The sequence below is a fragment of the Bacillus sp. LNXM12-1 genome (genome assembly GCF_003004375.1).
Lineage (GTDB): Bacteria > Bacillota > Bacilli > Bacillales > Bacillaceae > Bacillus.
Genome location: NZ_PVWX01000001.1, coordinates 650,717 through 669,399, shown reverse-complemented (window position 1 = coordinate 669,399; position 18,683 = coordinate 650,717). Strand labels below are relative to the sequence as shown.

Below are 18,683 nucleotides of genomic sequence, written 5' to 3'. Positions count from 1 at the left end.
AATAAAGGAGAAGTCATGTTATCAAAAAAACAAATCAATGAATGTTTAGATATTATAGGAGATATGTTTCCAGAGGCTGAGTGTGAGCTTGTTCATTCCAATCCATTTGAACTTGTGATCGCTGTGGCACTCTCTGCGCAGTGTACAGACGTGCTTGTCAACAAAGTCACCAAAACGTTATTTCAAAAATATCAAACACCAGAAGACTATTTAAGTGTACCGCTTGAAGAATTGCAGCAAGATATTCGTTCGATTGGCCTTTATCGCAATAAAGCTAAAAACATTCAAAAGTTGAGTAAAATGCTGATTGAAGAATATGGCGGTGAAGTACCAAAGGATCGGGACGAGCTTGTGAAGCTTCCTGGGGTGGGCCGGAAAACAGCAAATGTCGTCGTATCTGTCGCTTTTGGAGTGCCGGCCATTGCTGTAGATACACACGTAGAACGAGTTAGTAAGCGTCTTGGGATTTGCCGGTGGAAGGATTCTGTTCTTGAAGTAGAGCAAACCTTAATGAAAAAGGTGCCAGAAGAAGATTGGTCTGTGACGCATCACCGCCTAATCTTTTTTGGCAGATATCACTGCAAGGCGCAGCGGCCGCAGTGCGAGTCTTGTCCGCTTCTTGATATGTGTAGAGAAGGGCAGAAGAGGCTGAAAAAAGGATTGGTGAAGCTGGCATGAGCGGGGCAGCTGTTTTTACCTCATATGTCGAAAAGCTAAAAGGGAAAAAGGTAGAGATGAAAGGCGATCGAGTAGACATACTTAGAGATAATCCACTCGCATATGATCTATCATCAGAACTTTTAACAGATGAGCTTCCATGGCAGAAAACAGAAGAATTTGTTCCTGTGATGTTCGAACTGTGGAATGAATTAAAAGAAAAAATGCTTCCTCGTTTTCAAACAAGAAAGTCCCGGTGTGAAGAAGATGATATGCTGCAAGGTATTGTCAGTATGATTGCGATGTTTTACTGGATCAAAGGGGAGAGACTTCAAACGCTTGAATGGGAACATATCAAGCAAGAGACTTTTCCTGTAGCTCCAATTAATTGGACAGAACGTTTAGAGTTCATTTTGCTAAAACCAACTCAATATCATTGCTTTATTCAACTGGACGAGCTATACACGGAACTAAAAAAGCAGTATGGAAAACATGAAGCACTTAAAAAGATCAGACAAAACCGTTAAAAAAAGCACTTGCCATATGGGCAAGTGCTTTTTCATTATTCATTTTCTTTTCGACTAGGAGAATTTGATTGCGAATTTGAGCTTTGAGAGTTTGTTTTCGCATCATCTTTCTTTTTATCTTTATTGTCAGTTTGTGAGTTCCCATTTGTACTGTCTGAGCCATCATCGGAAGAACCATTATTTCCATTTTCCGTATTTCCGCCTTGATCCTGATCCTTATCCTTATCTTGATCTTGATCTTTTTTATCATCTGGCTTTTGCTCGTCAGTGCCTGGGGGTTGATTTTTGTTATCGTCAGTCTGGTCTGTCTGCTCGTCGTCAGGCTGCTGCGGTTCTTCTTCTTCTTTATTCTCATCATCTGCTTTTTCTTCCTCATCTTCATCATCCTTGATGGTGAGGAAGGTAGAAGCTGCTTTACTTGTGACATCCTCTACAGTGGCTGTCACTTGGAATTTATAAGTAGAGCCAGGCTTCACATCAGAGATGACCGCTTCTTTAGAAGAACTGTTTTGAATCTCTTTATAGCCGCCATTATCAACTGCTTGTTTCACATTAAATGTAGCATCTGCGTCGTCATCATAGCCCCAAGTCAGTGTGATGGATTTTTTCTCTTCATCATACACCGCTTTTAAGTCAGAAGGCTTATCGGCTTCTTTTTTCTCATATGTGTCAGACACTTTTGTCGGAACCGTTCCTTTTACAAAGTATTCTGTTGTCTTCTTATCGCTCGGTGTATTTGGTCCGGCTAATTTCGCTGGATCCGATCCTTTTTCAACCGTAGCTTCAACGACACTGTCTGGTTTTTCAAATGAGCCGCTTCCATCATCAATTTGAGAAATTAATCGCTGGAAGACGAGTTTGGCAACACGCTGTTCATAATTTGTGAGCCATATTTTGCCGTCCGCATCTTTTGAGTTACCAATTCCAGTCCAAACGGCTGCTGTATATTGCGGCGTATAACCAACAAACCACGAATCTTTCGCACCGCCAGAAGGAATATTGTGTTTATTAATATCATCTTGTTCAAAGTTCGTTGTACCTGTTTTACCAGCTACTTGAACGTTTGGTACTTGTGCAAGTGTCCCAGTTCCAGATTGGACAGCAGTTTTTAGCATATCTGTGACCATAAATGCTGTGTAATCACTCATAGCCGCTTTGGAATCTGGCGTAAGGTCAAGCTTTGTACCGTCATTAAATTCAACAGACGTGACAGCATGCGGTTCGTTATAGTATCCGTTATTACCGAATGCACTAAATGCACCTGCCATTTTTAATGAAGACACACCATCTCCAAATCCACCAATTGAATAAGACTCTGGAATATCAGAAGGTAAGTCCATGCCTAAATTATTGGCAAATTGAGCTGCATTAGTTGAACCAGCTTCTTGGAATGCTTTGAGTGCAGGGATGTTACGTGATTGTGCCAAAGCACTTCTCATGGACATTTTCCCTAAATGTCTTCTGTCAAAGTTATTAATCGGTGTACCATCTGAGTACGTATATGGCGCATCATCAATTTGCTGATACGTAGACCATTTTTTGTTTTCAATGACAGGACCGTAATCTAAAATTGGTTTGATTGTTGAACCTGGCTGACGTTTTGCATCTGTCGCATAGTTAAAGCCGCCGGCTGGTACATCACGTCCACCGCCAATAGCTCGGATTTCGCCATTTTTCGTATCAAGCAGGGTGACACCCGCCTGCATACCTTTCGTAAAACCAACTGAATCCCCATTGATAATATCATCTAGGTGATCCTGTGCTTTTCGATCGAGTGCAGTATAGATTTTTAATCCATCTGTTGATACATCCACTTTGGCTTTTTTCTGTACTTCTTCCATGACTTCTTCAATATAAGCAGAGTACTTACTTGAGTTCTGGCTCTTATATTTATCAGCTGAGACGACCGTCTTGCTGACAGGGGTAGCTTTTGCATCCTCATAGTCTTTCTCTGAAATGTAGCCTTGTTTTTTCATGAGGCTTAAAACGATATTACGGCGTTTTTCCGCTGCCTCGGGATGTTTCACTGGGTTATAGGCAGAAGGACTTTGCGGCATACCTGCAAGTGTGGCAGCCTGTGCAACGGTTAGTTTATTTAAATCTGTAACGCCGAAAAATTGTTCTGCCGCTTTCCCAACACCGTAAGCATAAGGTGAGAAGAAAATGCGGTTTAAATACATTTCTAAAATTTCATCTTTAGAGTATTTTTGCTCAAGCTGAATCGAGAGCCATACTTCCTGTACTTTACGTTTTAACGTTTTTTGATTGTTAAGTAGAGAGTTTTTCACAACTTGCTGTGTAATCGTACTTCCACCTTCAGCTCCAAAGCCGTCCTCGACGTTTGCGACAAGGGCACCGCCGATACGGATTGGATCAATCCCGTGGTGTTTATAAAAACGTGCATCTTCAGTTGCAATAAATGCTTCTTTTACCACATCGGGTATATCTTTAATCGAGACATACGTTCTTTTTTCCGCACCTACTTCTGCAAACACTTTCTTGTCTTTGTCATAAAGCTTTGAAGAATACGGTGTTTTGAGCTTACTATCATCAATAGAAGGAGCGCTTGATGCAAAAACGGCAAAAGTTGTGATTCCGGCAACTACACAAAGAAGACCGATCACGAGTAAAGATAAAAATATTTTTTTAAATAGACCTGCTTTCTTTTTGCCTTTTTTGTTCTTTTGCTTCTTATTGTTTTCTTGACTTGCTTTACGTCGCTGTTCACGACTTGTAAATTGATCAGACATCACATCTCAACCTTTCGTGTTAAACCTTTTTCGAACGTCATTGCTACTCACTTTCATCCGAAAAATGAAGTGTCTCCACTACTTTAATATAATCAATTCTTGGCGAATATCCAAGTGTCATTAAGTGGCCAGCTTCCATTAATTCGTCTTTGCTAATGGATTTCCGGCCGTTTTGCTGCTGCCGCTCCCAGAAGAAAAAGAGATCTGAAGCGGACAAATAATAAACGGAGCCAAATGCGGATATAATAACGAAACAAATACCGCCTTGCTTTTCTACCTGTTTCATATGCTCAATTTGATGATCGTGAAAATTTTTGAGTGGAAACGAGGTGGTGCTTTTGGTTTCCTTTGCTTCAAAATCGATATAGCGCCCTTTGTACACTCCATTATAGTCTGTTGTGGATGATTGTTTAAAATAGGCTTCTTTGATAACAGCAGCGCTTCTTTTTGGATAATCCACATTCACAATCTGAACGGGGGTAGGCTTTTTATGAATGACTGCGATCCCGTTGACCAAATAGTACTGGTTGGTTTCATTTAAGTCAGCCTCAAGCGTCATCCCGCGGTTACTATAAGAGGATTCGCCGCTGATTCTTTTTTTTGTCCCAATTTGTTGAATGGGCTGATACGATTTTCCGTTTGGATACCGAATCATCAAGTTTCAGCCTCCTTTTAATGCATTTTGTATTGGAGAGATTACTATGTTGTCACAAGAAGAGCACATCATCACTCAGTATATATTGCGTGAAACGAAAGCAAAAAATAAAGACAACCTGACGAGGACAAATGCTTACAAACGCTTTTATGACCGCCATCCAGAGATGAAATGGTCGCTGCTTGCTTCCTTTGTCTCGAGAAATGCTGGATGGTCTATGACGGATCTTAAGGGTGAGCTCTTCCATCCAGGTTTAACAGATCAGCAGGGGCACCTTTTTTTCACAGCATATGAAAGAGCGAATTGGCTGATCTTTTCGGATGCTTACCCTCAGCTTCTTTTGTATGAATGGTCTAAGCGATGCAGCAAACCCTTGTTCCATCTGCTTCCATATTTTTCTGTTTCTCGTTTTATGAGCACTGAGTGGGAACGTTTTTGGCTAAAGGGTGACACAGAGCGCCTGCTTTATGCACTCATCATAAATGAACAATATACTATACAATCTCCTATTATACAAAATCCTCTTCTGAAAAAGAATGTTTTTCACTCGATTCAATATCTGTTCAGCGAGTGGGGACATTTCCAAACCGTTGTTTTTCCAACGGTGGACGGGCATTTGTACGGGTTAACCATACGGAAGTTTTCCCGCGTAAAGGAGCGTATTACATTAGGAAAAAAACTAGCGAAACTATTATTTCGAGCCGATTTATTTTCGGATTTTTATCATTTTTTGCATACCGTTCCGCATACCGGATCACGGTTTGATTTTGAGCCGTTTTTAGGGATCGCTAGGAGGTCAACACCTTTTCTTCGAACAGTTTATCCGGTGATGACACATTCATTAGACGATCAAAGGGACGATTGGTTTCAAAAGAAATTGAGCCCATCCTTATTTGATGCAGAAACGTTACCAAAACAAATTGAGCTGACCGACTGGTATTTTCATAAAAAAAGACAGCTTCGTTTTCTTTTCTCATTAGAGCACTATTTTTTGCATAAATAAAAAGCAGGGGGTACCTGCTTTTTTTACGTGGATGGTCGATTAGGACCGCCGAGCTTTTTATCAAGCTGATCTGTACTGTTTTCTTTCCCTTTTGGCTTTTGCTCTTTTGGTGTTGGCTGCTTTTTCATGAAATCTACCTCCTTTGTCCTTAGAATTTACACAATCGGACGCAATCATACAAAGAAGGACAAGCATATGTCGAAAAGGAAGAAATAGCGCTCATCTACACTTAGATTGGCGATTTGCTTCTAGTTTTGTCATGTGTGAAGGAGGGTGTGAAAGAAAAGAGAATGTAACGAGAGACGATAAAGGAGGAATCTGATGATGAGCGAATTTGTATCAAAAGAATCCATTATGCAGTTATTAGAGGAAATCGAGCGGAAAATTGATGCGGTGGAAGAAGAACTGTCTCTTGCTGTGAACCAAACAAAACGTGCAGCCATAGAGGAGCAAGAACAAATGATAGACCGGCTTGAATCAGAAGTAAAGGACTGTGAAGTGAAGATTCACGCGGCTGAGTATAAACTGGCGGCAAGACCGGCATATCACGCCGGATAGCTTTTCTATTTGAGCAATAAGTAAACGTTTGATAGGATGGTTCATAGAGGTGAACATTTTGGATAATCAAACATTACTTGAACATACACAAGATCTGAGAATATGGACCGAAGAGGCGTATGAGCAGTACCAAAAGGGAAAGGCTGAAGAGGAATACCCCGTATATGATTTTCACACGGACATTCAGCCGGCCGTTGAGACATTTGATCAGAAAATGGAAGAGTGGCTCACTGCTGCGATCTCGTTTATTCATCTGGTCAAACCTAGATATTTACACCAAGAACAGCTTGAAGCCGTCAAAGAAAATGGAAAAGAGGTTGTCCTGCAATCTTATTTTGGCAAACAGCATGCACCCCGTGTGAAAAATTTAGTTGAGTCAGTGATTTACACACTGAACCTTTTAATAGAAGAAATCAACAAGCGCAGCTGAAGACATATGCTGCGTTTTTCTTATGGCTGCTTTAGGCACATCTTCTGTTCTTGATCATAATATATGAGTGACATCACTATGTGTTGAGAGCGAGAGGAGCGAGATATATGATCCCTTATTCAAACCAGCAGCCTTATGAATTCAATCCATTCAATCGAGGGCCTTTTCCGTATCCAGATATGCAGCAGCAGCCTCCGCAGCCTCCAGAATATTTCATGCCGCCACATCAAGGTGGAATGAGCCAGGCACCATCTGCTGTCTATCAGCCGCCTTATGGATACCAAGAAAATGTGCCGCCTTTTCATCCGCCTGAAGCGATCAATCAACCCCAGATGCCGCCACCAGGCATGATGCCCATGCAGCAGCCTATGAACCCTTATCCTTTGCCAAGACCGCAAAAACAGCAATCATCTCAATTTAAAAGTGTGCTGTCACAATTCAAAAAAACGAATGGACAATACGACTTTAACAAAATGTTTGATACAGCTGGGCAAATGATGAGTACGATGAATCAAGTAGGTTCATTAGCGAAAGGATTTACAAGCATTTTTAAAGCATAGTTAAAACCCAATAGATGGACCTATTGGGTAGTTTGCTTTGGTGCCGTCACACGAAGCGTTTGATCTTTCCACACGCTCTTCATGTTCGTTTCATCTATTTTTGCCGGCATTAAAATGGTTTTGGTAAAGCTCGAATACGAGGAAGTTGTATCCGTTTTGATTGTTTCCTGCACGGATAAGTGTAAATATTGGGCTTTTACTTCTAGCGCGATATCCCCTTCGACAAAATGGTCGGGAAATTGGATCTCGATATACACAAACTGCTCATCCTCTGTCACATCGGTCGTAATCGATGCAAGTGAATGTGATGTGGTCATGAGCGCCTCCGCACTATTTATTATCTCGTGAAACGGGGAGGATGCGAAAAATTGTTCAATCGCTTCATTGAGAATATCTTCATTTGCCAGCAATTCATGTTTCTTTTCGCCTTCATGTTTCATTTGAATCACCTCTCATCTACAGCCTATGCAGAAAGGGCTCAGGCGGTTATCAATTGATGAGAGGAAAAAATTATGATTAAATAGTGTTGAATGAAGCAAGGTGTATGAGCGCAGCGTTTCATACGCGGAATAGAACTAGAAGCAAAGCTTGAAGGGAGCAATTGACATTGCTGAAAAAATTATTCGGTTTCGGAAAAAACCAAGATGATGTAAAGGAAGAAATCATTTATTCTCCAGCTGATGGAGAGTTAATGGATATGACGGATGTACCAGACCCTGTTTTTTCTCAAAAGATGATGGGAGACGGCGTAGCAGTAAAACCAAAAAGTGGCACGATTGTGTCACCAGTAGAGGGTGAAATCATCCAGCTCTTCCATACAAAACATGCAATTGGCATTCGAACACTCTCAGGGCTTGAGCTTCTGATTCATATCGGGCTTGAAACAGTGGGATTAAATGGTGAAGGATTTGAAGCGCACATAAAAGAAGGGGATAAAGTGAAGATCGGTGACCCTCTCATTACGTGTGATTTAGAACTGATTGAAGAGAAAGCGGCAAGTACAGTGACTCCGATTGTCATTATGAATGGTGACTTGATCGAGCATCTTGATAAAGAACCAAAGGGACCTGTGGAAAAACAGACTTCTAAGCTTTTTACCGTTAAACTAAAATAATCAGGACACAAAAAAAACTACCCAATCGTATGAGGGTAGTTTTTTTGATGACATTAATCTTCCATCGGAACCCAGCCTTGACTCGCTTCCATGACAGACCACAATCCTTCTGGAATCAAATACTTATCTTTTTGGCTGCGTTTAATGACAGTTTCAATCTCGCTTTCTCTGCCTTCTTTAATCTTCTTTGCCCAATCTGGGTCGACGATCAGCTCTCGTGCGACAGCGATAAGCGGAATTCCTTGATTATAAGCACTTAGTGCATCTTCGGCTGTAATGACGCTGCCCACACCGATGAGCGGAAGGGTATCGCCGCAGCGTTCTTTTAGCAGCTCCATACGTGTCTTATGAGTATCTGCACCACGTCTTGCTTTAGAGTCAATCTCCATTAAAGAGATATGCAAATAATCGAGGTTTTTTGTTTTGAGAACATCCACTAAGGTAAACGTCTCTGTCATTGTTAAACCAGGTGTTTCTGGTTCTTCTGGGGATAATCGATATCCAAAGATAAACGGTTTTGTTGCATGCTTTTCGATTGCCTCTTTGACTGCATCCACAATAGCGATAGGGAAGGCTAGACGCTTTTCTTCATTTCCTCCCCACTGATCTGTCCGCTGATTGCTATGCGGAGAGTAAAATTGCTGTAATAGATAACCATTTGCACCGTGGATTTCCACGCCGTCAAACCCTGCTTGAACCGCTCGTCTTGCCGCTTCTTTAAAAGAGTCAATGATATGGACAATTTCCTCTTCTTTTAAAGCGCGTGCAATCTGCTTTCCATCTTTAAACACATCACTTGGCGCAACCACATCACCGTTTGGAACTAAGTGAGGGAGAGCCTGAGAACCGCCGTGATGAATTTGAATGATGGCTTTTGTTCCCTTTGCCTGAATCGCAGAAGCAAGTTTTTTCAGGCCAGGTATATCTTCATCTCTTGCAATAGAAGGCTGTCCTTCAAATGCCTTACCATCTGGAGTCACGTTTGCACATGCTGTGATCACCATGCCCATATCACTTGATCTAGCTGTAATGAAATCAATTTCCTCTTTAGAAATGGTGCCATCCTCGTGAGAACCGAAGTGTGTCATTGGCGCAACGACTAACCGGCCATCAATAGACGCACCTCCTGGAAACGTAAATGGTTCAAATAAAGGCTTAAATTCGTTTTTCACTCTCATCATCTTCTTCCTTGATAAAATCATTTCACTATAGAAGTGTAATAGATACTGTTACAACACTTCAAAGTATTTGCTCATAGGCTGCGCATCAAAAAATTGCCGCCTAGTCATGCAAACAAATATTCGGTACACTATGTAAGAGAGGTGATGCGATATGAAAAAGAAAACAATGAACGAACTCATAGAAGAATTAAAGAAAGACGAACAGGTAGAACATTGGCATGAAATTGATGCGAAGCCTGCACAGACCTCTCCGATTCCTGAAAGAGTGAACGACAGGCTGAAAAAGGCGCTTGAGAAACGAGGCGTGAGCGAACTCTACATTCATCAAAAGGAAGCCTTTGAACGTGTGATGGATGGAGATCATGTGGTAACTGTCACACCAACAGCTTCAGGTAAAACGCTTTGCTACAATTTGCCTGTCCTTCAGTCGATCGCAGAAGATCAGACAAGCCGCTCCCTTTATTTATTCCCAACAAAAGCGCTCGCACAAGATCAAAAAAGTGAACTTAACGAGATCATCCACGAGATGGATGTTCCGATTCATAGTGAAACATATGACGGAGACACCTCTCCGGCCATTCGGCAGCGAGTCAGACAAGCAGGACATATTGTCATCACAAACCCGGATATGCTGCATTCAGCCATTTTGCCTCATCATACGAAATGGGTCAGCTTGTTTGAGAATTTGAAGTATATTGTCATTGATGAGCTTCATACATATCGAGGTGTATTTGGCAGTCATGTGGCCAATGTGATTCGCAGGTTAAAACGAATTTGTGCATTTTATGGAAGTGAACCGGTTTTTATTTGTACTTCCGCAACGATTGCGAATCCAAAAGAGCTAGCGCAGCAGCTAACGGGGAGCAAGGTGCATCTGATTGAACGAAACGGGGCACCTAGCGGTAAAAAGAATTTTGTGTTTTACAACCCGCCAGTTGTGAATAAACCATTAAATATTAGACAAAGTGCCGCCACTGTTGTCAATCAATTGGCAAAAACTTTTTTGAAAGAAAAAATCCAAACGATTGTTTTTGCTAGAAGCAGAGTAAGAGTTGAAGTGATTTTAAGCCATATTCAAGAGCTAGTGAAAAAAGAGATCGGCCCAAAATCGATTCGTGGATATCGCGGAGGCTATTTACCAAAAGAGCGGCGCGTGATTGAAAAAGGATTGAGAGAAGGAGACATTCTAGGTGTCGTCAGCACAAACGCACTAGAATTAGGAGTGGATATAGGTCAGCTAAAGGTCTGTATCATGACAGGGTATCCTGGCAGTGTAGCGAGTACATGGCAGCAGGCAGGACGAGCTGGAAGGCGTCATGAGGAAGCACTCATAATTATGGTGGCAAGCTCCTCACCTCTTGATCAATATATTGTCAGACACCCTGAATATTTCTTTAACAGGCCGCCTGAAGCTGCCAGAATCAACCCTGAAAACCTCATTATCTTAGTGGATCATCTAAAATGTGCATCCTACGAGCTTCCGTTTCGGGAGGATGAACAGTTTGGCGGCATGGAGGTAGAAGAGATTTTGCAATACTTACATGAGGAAGGTGTTCTTCATTTTAGCGGGAACCGGTATTATTGGTCAGATCAATCGTTCCCAGCGCATGGCATCAGCCTCCGGTCTGCAAGCCAGGAAAATGTGGTGATTGTGGATCAATCAGATGTGGCGAATGTTCGGATTATTGGAGAGATGGATCGATTCAGTGCGATGACGCTGCTTCATGATGAAGCCATTTATTTACACGAAGGGGTTCAGTATCAAGTGGAAAAGCTAGATTACGAGCATCTGAAGGCTTATGTGAAACAAGTAGATGTAGAATATTATACGGATGCGAATTTAGCTGTTCAACTTAAGGTGCTTGAAATCGATCAGACGACAGAGAAGGAAGCCGTATCTGTTCACTACGGTGATGTGACTGTCAACGCAATGCCGACGATTTTTAAAAAAATCCGGCTAAGTACCGGTGAAAATATCGGCTCTGGACCGATTCACTTGCCGGAAGAAGAAATTCATACGAGTGCTGCTTGGTTTGAATTACATGAAGCAGAGCGGAGATTTGAAGAGAAAACACTTGAACAGCTGCTGCTTGGCATCGCAAATGTTCTTCAGCACATTGTACCTGCTTTTGTGATGTGTGACCGTTCTGATATTCATGTTGTTTCACAAATTAAAGCGGCACATACCGGAAAACCGACGGTCTTTTTATATGACCACTACCCTGGCGGAATCGGCTTAAGCAAGGAAGTACAAGCTCGTTTCGATGAAATAGCAGGCGCAGCCATTCAGCTGATTGAGCGGTGCCGCTGTGAAAATGGCTGTCCATCCTGCATTGGCATGGAAATGAAAGAGGTGAGCGGAAAAAGCAGCATCGTTGAATTGATGTCCGTATTTTAAGGGAAAGGAGGGGGACACCTGCTCATGTCTTTAAAAGGGAAATTAAACAGAATGAAGAAGCACCTATCGCACAATCAGACACATGAAAACCGGCAGAAAACTTTAGAAGGACAACCACAGCCTGTGACTTCAGAAAATATCCCATTTTTAAAAGAATGGGAAACATTAGGTGTATCTCCTTATCACTTTGAGGGTTCCTTTTGTCTGATTCGGGAAGTCACCTATTCATTAGAAGATCAGCATGGGCGCTATTCGTTTGCGGAACTGCCGAAGATCATCGAGGCATGGAACGAAAGCGGCATCCAGCATTCGCTATCGGCTAAAGGGTACGAGCCGCACGAGCTGTTTTTCTTTGATACAGAAACAACAGGATTATCTGGCGGTACGGGAAATATGATTTTCTTGCTTGGACATGCACGTGTCTTTTCCGACAAAGTGGTGGTGAAACAGCACCTGCTCACCAATCCAGGAAATGAAGCGGCTCTGTACAAAAGCTTTCTCGATGAAGTAAACGTAGAATCATTGGTTACATATAATGGTAAATCGTTCGACTGGCCGCAAGTGAAAACGAGACATACGCTCTTACGAGATCAAATCCCTGCACTTCCTGAATTCGGACATTTTGATCTTCTGCACGGATCTAGACGATTGTGGAAGCATAAATATGAACGAATGGCGCTATCCGTTGTGGAAAAAGAAGAGCTGCACGTGCAGCGTGAAAACGACACGCCGGGGTTTTTGGCACCGATGATTTATTTTCATTTTTTAAAGGAACAAAATCCGAAGTTGATTGAAGGGATCTTGACTCATAATGAACTAGACGTCTTATCGTTAATCAGCCTCTACATTCATCTATCCAAAAAAATACTATCTGAGGATGCGGTAAAGGAACACAATGAGAAGTATGCGCTCGCCAGGTGGCATCTTGCTCATCGTGATGTACAGGAAGCAACGAAGCATTTGCAAAAATTAACGGATGCTGATTTTGAGCATGCGAATCAGGCGTCTTATGATCTTTCCTTACAATATAAACGACAAAACGAGTGGGATGAAGCGGTTCAAATATGGGAAAAATTATTTAAATCAAGCGATGTCCATTTAGCATTAAAAGCGGGTATAGAGCTTGCGAAGTGTAAAGAGCATCGTCAAAAAAATGCAAGGTCAGCTCTATCCATCACTGAATCGTTATTATCTTTCTCATCGTTAAGTCAGCGAGACACGGAAGAACTTGAGAAGCGAAAAAAACGGCTCTTGAGAAAAGCTGGGCAATGAACATTATTGCCCGGGAAAGCGCAAAACATGACAACGTTCGGCTCTCGGCCGAAAATAAAAATTGTTTAGCACTTTTATTGTAGAAAAGTCACGAATCCTGTAAAATAACGTTAGATATTGAATGAGGAGCGTAGAGCATGTATAAAGGTCTTTTCTACTTGTTTTTTCTTGTTGTCATTTTGGTCGCTTTTGTGTTTTCAAACTATAAGGATGTTTTTCTTGCAAACTTTTAAAATAGGTTAATGCATTAGTACATGTACACCTCTTAATTCATACATTGTTAATGTAAGAAAATTAAGGAGAGGGGAATGCTACATGTACCATCATCATCATTGCCAGCCGAATGTTACACAGCCAATTGTTCATCCGACGAATCATTGCTGTACACACAGCGATTCAACAACAATTGTGCCGCATATCCATCCGCAGCATGTGACAAATGTTCACCATCAAAATTTCAAACATGTTCACTACTTCCCACATACGTTTTCTCAGGTGGACCCGGCAACACATCAACACTTTAACTGCGGTGGACCTTGCTGTAACAGATAAAGTGAAATGGGACTTTTAGAAGTCCCTTTTTTTAAAAGCAGGTGAAAAAATGAAAATTATTGCTGTCACAGGGTACAAGCCATTTGAGCTTGGGATATTCAAACAAGACGAGCCTGCACTTCAATACATAAAAGCGGAGCTTCAAAAAAGGCTGACAGCCCTGATTGAAGAAGGTCTGGAATGGGTTCTCATATCAGGCCAGCTTGGGGCAGAAATCTGGACTGCCGAAGTGGTATTTGAGCTTCAAGAGGAGTATCCAGCGTTAAAACTGGCCGTCATTACACCATTTTATGAACAGGAAGAGCGCTGGAATGAACAAAACAAAGAGTTGTATGAAGGGATTCTTGCACAGGCCGATTTTGTAGAAAGTGTCACGCATAGACCATATGAAAGTCCGGCACAATTTAAACAAAAGAACCGTTTTTTTATTGAAAAAACAGATGGCCTTCTCGCCCTTTATGATCCTGAGCATGATGGCTCGCCAAAGTACATGATCAAAGAAGCGGAAACCTATACCGATTACCCCATTATGTACATCACAATGGATGATTTGAGAGCGCAAGTTGAGGCAGAAGATCCGTTTTTTGACTAAAAGCAAGAGAAAATTTGACAACGTCACGTATTTCTGAAAAAATATACTATGAATTCACGATATGAGGTGAAAAAGATGCTTGCTGATAAAGTAAAGCTTTCTGCGAAAGAAATTTTAGAAAAAGAATTTAAAACAGGTGTCAGAGGATACAAACAAGAAGAAGTCGATAAATTTTTAGATATGGTCATTAAAGACTATGAGACATTCAACCAAGAAATCGAAAAGCTTCAACAAGAAAACCTCCATTTGTCTAAACAGCTTGAAGAAGCCGTTGAGCAAGGAAAAAGACAGCCTGCACAGTCTAATACAACAAACTTTGATATTTTAAAAAGACTATCTAACCTTGAGAAACACGTTTTCGGCAGCAAACTTTATGATTGAGCCTTGCTGAAAAAAGCTTGTGCCTGATGTCATTGTCGTTTATAATAACGATTATTGATTAACGTTCGGGTAATCGCTGCAATGCTTTTAGACATTGCAGAGGAAAGTCCATGCTCGCACGGTGCTGAGATGCCCGTAGTGTTCGTGCCTGGCGAAAAAATAAGCCAGGGCAGCCTGGGAAAGGCTGACGGCAGGAAAAATGCCTACGTCCTTTTAGGATATGGCAAAGTATCCTTGAAAGTGCCACAGTGACGAAGTCTCACTAGAAATGGTGAGAGTGGAACGCGGTAAACCCCTCGAGCGAGAAACCCAAACTTGGTAGGGGAACTTTCTCAAAGGAACCAAACGGAGAGAAGGACAGAGTATTCTGTAGATAGATGATTACCACCTGAGTACGAGGCATTTGCCGTTTGCAGTACGATGGAACAAAACATGGCTTACAGAACGTTATATCCGTTATTATAAACATGATGAAAACAAAGCTCTCCTATTCAACATATGGAGAGCTTTTATCTTGAATACATAAAAGGACGAGAAAACAGGTGATAAAACAATGAAAACCTATACACTCATCGCAACAGCTCCAATGGGAATTGAAGCGATTGTTGCAAAAGAAGTAAGAGACCTTGGCTATGCCTGCACAGTAGACAATGGAAAAGTGATTTTCGAGGGGGATGCTCTTGCGATTTGCCGTGCGAACCTTTGGCTGCGTACAGCAGACCGGATTAAGGTACAAGTAGCTGAATTTTCGGCAAAAACATTCGATGAGCTGTTTGAAAGGACGAAGGCGATTGACTGGTCCGCTTTTTTACCGAAAAACAGCACGTTCCCTGTCATCGGTAAATCTGTGAAATCACAGCTTGCCAGTGTGCCGGATTGTCAGCGTATCGTCAAAAAGGCGATCGCGCAAAAACTCATATCCTCTTACAACATACAGTCTGAATGGCTTGAAGAAACAGGACCTGAGTATAAAATTGAGGTTGCCCTTTTAAAAGATAAAGCTGTGCTCACGCTTGATACATCTGGTGTGGGTCTTCATAAACGAGGGTACCGCATGGATCAAGGCGGAGCACCTATTAAAGAAACCCTTGCGGCTGCACTCGTGCTATTAACAAACTGGACACCTGACCGTCCGTTTGTTGACCCTTTCTGCGGGTCAGGAACAATCGCTATTGAAGCGGCCATGATAGGACAAAACATTGCCCCAGGATTTAACCGGGAATTTGCGTCCGAGTCATGGGAATGGATTGGTGAAGACGTTTGGAACAAAGCGCGTCACGAAGTGGAAGAAAAAGCAAACTATGATCAGCCGCTCCACATTATTGCAAGTGATATCGACCATCGGATAGTAGACATTGCACAAATGAATGCTGAAGAAGCTGGTCTAAGTGAATTGATTCAATTTAAACAAATGCAAGTGAAAGACTTTCAAACGAAAGAAGAGTATGGTGTGATTGTCGGAAATCCGCCTTACGGAGAACGACTCAGTGATAAACCAGCTGTTGAAAAAATGTATCAAGGAATGGGCGAAGCATTTAAGAGCCTAGATACTTGGTCCATTTACATCTTAACGTCACACGAAAAGTTCGAAGAGTGCTTCGGCAGAAAAGCAACGAAAAAGAGAAAACTGTTTAATGGTTTTATTAAAACAGACTATTACCAATATTGGGGAAAACGCCCGCCTAGAAAACAGACAACTGAATCATAAAAAAAGCCACACCTACAGAAGGTGTGGCTTTTTTTATCGCAGAAAGGTATAAACCTTCACGGGACGGAATAAACTGAACTTGATTTTAAAAAAAGAGGTGTCTCCATGATACAATATGATCAATTTCAGTTAATCCAAAAAGCACTCGCTTCGACTGCTCAAAAAATTGAAGGGCAAGAAGGTGGACAATCTGCTCAGCTGACAGCAGCCATCGAAGATTTAGCGCTTGCTCAGGCTTACATAGAGCGTTCAGAGCATGCATTTTTAATGAAAGAAACCTATCAACATCGTTTGCGGTCGTAAAAAAGATTGTCATTCCCCAGCATAAATGTTACTATTGAATGTCTGAATGATTCAAAAGTTGGGGGTTGAAGCAGGTGACAGCATCTCGTTTGCCTTTTTCATTATCAAAAGAACATAATTTTTACGAAGAACTGGGCAACTGGATTGGTGATGTGTTCTATGACATTTTGCCAGAAAAGGGCTTTGATCTTCGAGATGAACAAATATTTATGGCCTTTCAACTAGAAAGAGCCTTTAAAGAAAAAAGTGTGATGTTTGCCGAAGCTGGGGTAGGCACAGGCAAAACCATCGTCTATCTATTATTTGCGGTCACATATGCAAGGTATACAGGGAAACCTGCGATTATTGCATGTGCAGACGAAACGTTAATTGAACAGCTGGTGAAACAAGAGGGTGATATCTATAAAATTGCCAATCACCTTGATATTCAAATAGATGCGAGATTAAGTAAATCGCATGACCAATATTTATGCTTAAAGAAACTAGAGAAAACCATGCAGCGTGAAGATGATGAGAAGTGGCTCGATATTTATGAATCGCTTCCTTCATTTGTTCATGAATCACATGGCATGCAAAACTTTTATCCGTATGGTGATCGAAAAGAGTATCCAGAACTATCAAATGATGAATGGTCACGCATTGGCTATGACTCGTTTCAAGACTGCTTGACGTGCGATATGCGTCATCGCTGCGGTCTGAATTTATCAAGAGATCATTACCGGAAAGCAACCGATCTCATCATCTGTTCTCATGATTTTTACATGGAGCATGTGTGGACGAAGGAATCCCGCAAACGCGAGGGCCAGCTTCCGCTGCTTCCAGAACATAGCTCCGTCGTATTTGATGAAGGGCACCTTCTTGAATTTGCCGCACAAAAAGCACTGACGTACCGAGTGAAGCAATCAATGCTCGAAACATTTTTAGAGCGCCTGTTGCAAAACGATATACGTGAAGAGTTTGCCGAGCTCGTTGAAGATGCACTTGCCACAAACGATGAGTTCTTCTATCTCTTAAAAACACATGCCAAAGAAATCAAGGGCTCGCATCGACTTGAAATTGGACGTGTGGATGAAGTGAAGCGGTCTGCAAGTGAATTGTGTGATTTGCTTGAAAAAATCGGAGAAGCACTCGTGTTTGAATCAGAGATGTATACAATCGATCAATACGAATTGTCTGTTGTGGAAGAGTACATTGAACAAATGGCGTATTCTCTGTCGCTATATCAAAAAAATGCGATTAGCTGGCTTGAAAAGCAGGAGTTAGATACGACATTTGTTGTGATGCCAAAGACAGTCGCAGAGGTGCTTGGTGAAAAAGTATTCTCGCAAAAAAGACCATACATTTTCTCTTCTGCTACATTGTCTGAAAATCAATCCTTTGATTATTTAGCTGAAAGTCTTGGGATCAAAGATTACTTATCAATGAGTGTCGCTTCTCCGTATGATTACGATGAGCAAATGAAGATTTATTTCCACGGGATTCAGCAGCTTCAAGAGCAAGAGGCAAAAGGACAGCAAGTGATCACTCAGCTGAAAGAAAACGGAGGACGATCTCTGATTTTGTTCCCTTCATTTGATGAACTTCATTTCTTTAGAAAGCAGCTTGAGGCATCGGATGAATCACTGCCTTTCGACGTGTATTTTGAGGGAGACGAGGAAATCAGCACGATTGTTCAAAAGTTCCAAGCAGATGAGACATCCGTGTTATGCTCTGTTCACCTTTGGGAAGGGCTGGATATTCCAGGACAATCACTAACAAATGTGATCATCTGGGGACTTCCTTACCCGCCTCATGATCCGGTATTTGAGGCAAAACGGAATGAAGCAAAGGATGCTCGTGCTGAAGTTGACCTTCCGTATATGCTGCTGCGCTTGCGACAAGGTATTGGAAGGCTGATTCGGACAAGCCAAGATGCAGGAACCATTCATATTTATTTTGACCGTAAGGAAGATACAGAGCTTCAAAGTAAAATTGAATCCGTTCTGCCAGTCAAGCCAATCATCATATCTTAAATAACGCCCGAACGAGGAAAAGAGGAGGAT

The 18,683-nt window shown here is 41.7% G+C and carries 20 protein-coding genes and 1 other RNA gene; 16 read left to right on the top strand and 5 right to left on the bottom strand.

Annotated elements, in window-relative coordinates; all coding sequences use genetic code 11:
- Positions 1-15: 15 nt before the first annotated feature.
- Positions 16-678, top strand: a complete 663-nt coding sequence (gene nth / locus C6Y07_RS03405; RefSeq protein ID WP_034661035.1) for an endonuclease III — start codon at positions 16-18, stop codon at positions 676-678.
- Positions 675-1,184, top strand: coding sequence for a YpoC family protein (locus C6Y07_RS03400; protein ID WP_034661033.1), 510 nt, complete (start codon positions 675-677; stop codon positions 1,182-1,184). Before nth ends, C6Y07_RS03400 begins: the two co-directional genes overlap by 4 nt.
- Positions 1,185-1,219: 35 nt before the next feature.
- Here the strand turns inward: C6Y07_RS03400 and C6Y07_RS03395 are convergent, their stop codons facing one another.
- Positions 1,220-3,934: a PBP1A family penicillin-binding protein gene (locus C6Y07_RS03395; protein ID WP_106156238.1), complete on the bottom strand. Its 2,715-nt coding sequence runs from the start codon at positions 3,932-3,934 to the stop codon at positions 1,220-1,222.
- A gap of 43 nt (positions 3,935-3,977) precedes the next feature.
- The gene (gene recU / locus C6Y07_RS03390) at positions 3,978-4,589 is read right to left on the bottom strand and encodes a Holliday junction resolvase RecU (protein WP_060596723.1); all 612 of its coding nucleotides are present in this window, start codon (positions 4,587-4,589) and stop codon (positions 3,978-3,980) included.
- A gap of 46 nt (positions 4,590-4,635) precedes the next feature.
- Between recU and C6Y07_RS03385 the strand changes: the two genes are divergently transcribed.
- Entirely contained in the window at positions 4,636-5,592 is a 957-nt protein-coding gene (locus C6Y07_RS03385) for a DUF2515 domain-containing protein (RefSeq protein WP_060596722.1), read from the top strand.
- Positions 5,593-5,615: 23 nt separating this feature from the next.
- On the opposite strand, the gene sspM is transcribed toward C6Y07_RS03385, so the two are convergent.
- Positions 5,616-5,720: an acid-soluble spore protein SspM gene (gene sspM, locus C6Y07_RS03380; RefSeq protein ID WP_066030739.1), complete on the bottom strand. Its 105-nt coding sequence runs from the start codon at positions 5,718-5,720 to the stop codon at positions 5,616-5,618.
- A 196-nt stretch (positions 5,721-5,916) separates the two neighbouring features.
- Here sspM and C6Y07_RS03375 point away from each other — a divergent pair, with 196 nt between their 5' ends.
- From C6Y07_RS03375 to C6Y07_RS03365, 3 genes are all read left to right on the top strand, one after another.
- Positions 5,917-6,150 (top strand): DUF5446 family protein, encoded by a 234-nt coding sequence (locus C6Y07_RS03375; protein WP_223250487.1) that lies wholly within the window; start codon positions 5,917-5,919, stop codon positions 6,148-6,150.
- 58 nt (positions 6,151-6,208) lie between these two features.
- On the top strand, positions 6,209-6,580 hold the full coding sequence (locus tag C6Y07_RS03370) for a YppE family protein (RefSeq protein WP_106071648.1): 372 nt from the start codon (positions 6,209-6,211) through the stop codon (positions 6,578-6,580).
- A 107-nt stretch (positions 6,581-6,687) separates the two neighbouring features.
- Complete coding sequence (locus C6Y07_RS03365; protein WP_060596720.1) at positions 6,688-7,140, top strand: YppG family protein; 453 nt, start codon at positions 6,688-6,690, stop codon at positions 7,138-7,140.
- A gap of 20 nt (positions 7,141-7,160) precedes the next feature.
- Here the strand turns inward: C6Y07_RS03365 and C6Y07_RS03360 are convergent, their stop codons facing one another.
- Entirely contained in the window at positions 7,161-7,580 is a 420-nt protein-coding gene (locus C6Y07_RS03360; RefSeq protein ID WP_060596719.1) for an Hsp20/alpha crystallin family protein, read from the bottom strand.
- A gap of 167 nt (positions 7,581-7,747) precedes the next feature.
- On the opposite strand from C6Y07_RS03360, the gene C6Y07_RS03355 reads away from it, so the two are divergent.
- Positions 7,748-8,254 carry a PTS sugar transporter subunit IIA gene (locus C6Y07_RS03355; RefSeq protein ID WP_060596718.1) on the top strand — a complete coding sequence of 169 codons (507 nt, stop codon included), beginning with the start codon at positions 7,748-7,750 and terminating at the stop codon, positions 8,252-8,254.
- A 53-nt stretch (positions 8,255-8,307) separates the two neighbouring features.
- Here C6Y07_RS03355 and C6Y07_RS03350 read toward each other — a convergent pair whose 3' ends face one another.
- Entirely contained in the window at positions 8,308-9,426 is a 1,119-nt protein-coding gene (locus C6Y07_RS03350; protein ID WP_223250492.1) for an NADH-dependent flavin oxidoreductase, read from the bottom strand.
- Between the two features lie 160 nt (positions 9,427-9,586).
- Here C6Y07_RS03350 and C6Y07_RS03345 point away from each other — a divergent pair, with 160 nt between their 5' ends.
- The 9 genes from C6Y07_RS03345 (at position 9,587) to C6Y07_RS03305 (ending at position 18,653) form a co-directional block, all read left to right on the top strand.
- Positions 9,587-11,833 (top strand): DEAD/DEAH box helicase, encoded by a 2,247-nt coding sequence (locus C6Y07_RS03345; protein ID WP_106071649.1) that lies wholly within the window; start codon positions 9,587-9,589, stop codon positions 11,831-11,833.
- Between the two features lie 24 nt (positions 11,834-11,857).
- The gene (locus C6Y07_RS03340) at positions 11,858-13,105 is read left to right on the top strand and encodes a ribonuclease H-like domain-containing protein (protein ID WP_066030741.1); all 1,248 of its coding nucleotides are present in this window, start codon (positions 11,858-11,860) and stop codon (positions 13,103-13,105) included.
- A gap of 315 nt (positions 13,106-13,420) precedes the next feature.
- Entirely contained in the window at positions 13,421-13,657 is a 237-nt protein-coding gene (cotD, locus tag C6Y07_RS03335; protein WP_080984739.1) for a spore coat protein CotD, read from the top strand.
- Between the two features lie 49 nt (positions 13,658-13,706).
- Positions 13,707-14,249, top strand: a complete 543-nt coding sequence (locus C6Y07_RS03330) for an SLOG family protein (protein WP_060596714.1) — start codon at positions 13,707-13,709, stop codon at positions 14,247-14,249.
- A 75-nt stretch (positions 14,250-14,324) separates the two neighbouring features.
- Positions 14,325-14,630, top strand: coding sequence for a cell division regulator GpsB (gene gpsB, locus C6Y07_RS03325; protein ID WP_012010336.1), 306 nt, complete (start codon positions 14,325-14,327; stop codon positions 14,628-14,630).
- Positions 14,631-14,691: 61 nt separating this feature from the next.
- An RNA gene (gene rnpB / locus C6Y07_RS03320) (RNase P RNA component class B) lies at positions 14,692-15,075 on the top strand.
- Between the two features lie 108 nt (positions 15,076-15,183).
- Positions 15,184-16,338: a THUMP domain-containing class I SAM-dependent RNA methyltransferase gene (locus C6Y07_RS03315; protein WP_106156236.1), complete on the top strand. Its 1,155-nt coding sequence runs from the start codon at positions 15,184-15,186 to the stop codon at positions 16,336-16,338.
- A 105-nt stretch (positions 16,339-16,443) separates the two neighbouring features.
- The gene (locus C6Y07_RS03310) at positions 16,444-16,641 is read left to right on the top strand and encodes a hypothetical protein (protein ID WP_034661010.1); all 198 of its coding nucleotides are present in this window, start codon (positions 16,444-16,446) and stop codon (positions 16,639-16,641) included.
- A gap of 74 nt (positions 16,642-16,715) precedes the next feature.
- Positions 16,716-18,653, top strand: a complete 1,938-nt coding sequence (locus C6Y07_RS03305) for an ATP-dependent DNA helicase (RefSeq protein ID WP_066030744.1) — start codon at positions 16,716-16,718, stop codon at positions 18,651-18,653.
- The last annotated feature ends 30 nt before the right edge of the window (positions 18,654-18,683 follow it).

Coding starts and splice junctions, on each gene's coding strand:
- nth (WP_034661035.1), top strand. CDS start 16: ATGTTATCAAAAAAACAAATCAATGAATGTTTAGATATTATAGGAGAT.
- C6Y07_RS03375 (WP_223250487.1), top strand. CDS start 5,917: ATGAGCGAATTTGTATCAAAAGAATCCATTATGCAGTTATTAGAGGAA.
- C6Y07_RS03310 (WP_034661010.1), top strand. CDS start 16,444: ATGATACAATATGATCAATTTCAGTTAATCCAAAAAGCACTCGCTTCG.
- C6Y07_RS03360 (WP_060596719.1), bottom strand. CDS start 7,580: ATGAAACATGAAGGCGAAAAGAAACATGAATTGCTGGCAAATGAAGAT.
- C6Y07_RS03365 (WP_060596720.1), top strand. CDS start 6,688: ATGATCCCTTATTCAAACCAGCAGCCTTATGAATTCAATCCATTCAAT.
- C6Y07_RS03395 (WP_106156238.1), bottom strand. CDS start 3,934: ATGTCTGATCAATTTACAAGTCGTGAACAGCGACGTAAAGCAAGTCAA.
- C6Y07_RS03315 (WP_106156236.1), top strand. CDS start 15,184: ATGAAAACCTATACACTCATCGCAACAGCTCCAATGGGAATTGAAGCG.
- recU (WP_060596723.1), bottom strand. CDS start 4,589: ATGATTCGGTATCCAAACGGAAAATCGTATCAGCCCATTCAACAAATT.
- C6Y07_RS03400 (WP_034661033.1), top strand. CDS start 675: ATGAGCGGGGCAGCTGTTTTTACCTCATATGTCGAAAAGCTAAAAGGG.
- gpsB (WP_012010336.1), top strand. CDS start 14,325: ATGCTTGCTGATAAAGTAAAGCTTTCTGCGAAAGAAATTTTAGAAAAA.
- C6Y07_RS03330 (WP_060596714.1), top strand. CDS start 13,707: ATGAAAATTATTGCTGTCACAGGGTACAAGCCATTTGAGCTTGGGATA.
- C6Y07_RS03340 (WP_066030741.1), top strand. CDS start 11,858: ATGTCTTTAAAAGGGAAATTAAACAGAATGAAGAAGCACCTATCGCAC.
- C6Y07_RS03345 (WP_106071649.1), top strand. CDS start 9,587: ATGAAAAAGAAAACAATGAACGAACTCATAGAAGAATTAAAGAAAGAC.
- C6Y07_RS03385 (WP_060596722.1), top strand. CDS start 4,636: ATGTTGTCACAAGAAGAGCACATCATCACTCAGTATATATTGCGTGAA.
- sspM (WP_066030739.1), bottom strand. CDS start 5,720: ATGAAAAAGCAGCCAACACCAAAAGAGCAAAAGCCAAAAGGGAAAGAA.
- cotD (WP_080984739.1), top strand. CDS start 13,421: ATGTACCATCATCATCATTGCCAGCCGAATGTTACACAGCCAATTGTT.